The following is a 225-nucleotide window of genomic DNA, read 5'->3' as shown; positions in this document are numbered from 1 at the left end:
CTCGTCGGCGATCATCGGCGGCTGGCTCGCGATCGTGGAAATCACGGTGACCCGCACGCCGCGGCGCTGAACGGCCTCGACCAGGGAGCGGAAGTCGCCGTCGCCCGAGAACAGCACCATCTGGTCCATGTGCTCGGCGAGCTCCATCGCGTTCACGGCGAGCTCGATGTCCATGTTGCCCTTGACCTTGCGGCGGCCGGAGGCGTCGATGAACTCCTTGGTCGC

General features: G+C 67.1%; 1 protein-coding gene. It reads right to left on the bottom strand.

Translation table 11 applies throughout. The annotated features are described in order from the left end of the window. Positions 1 to 225 (bottom strand): NYN domain-containing protein (locus AC0L3U_RS40420; RefSeq protein ID WP_473365275.1); only part of this gene is annotated, 225 nt, incomplete at both ends.

Source organism: Bradyrhizobium sp. Kon69 (assembly GCF_055807515.1).
Note: the sequence above shows the minus strand (reverse complement) of the source record. Positions and strands in the feature narration are given on the sequence as shown.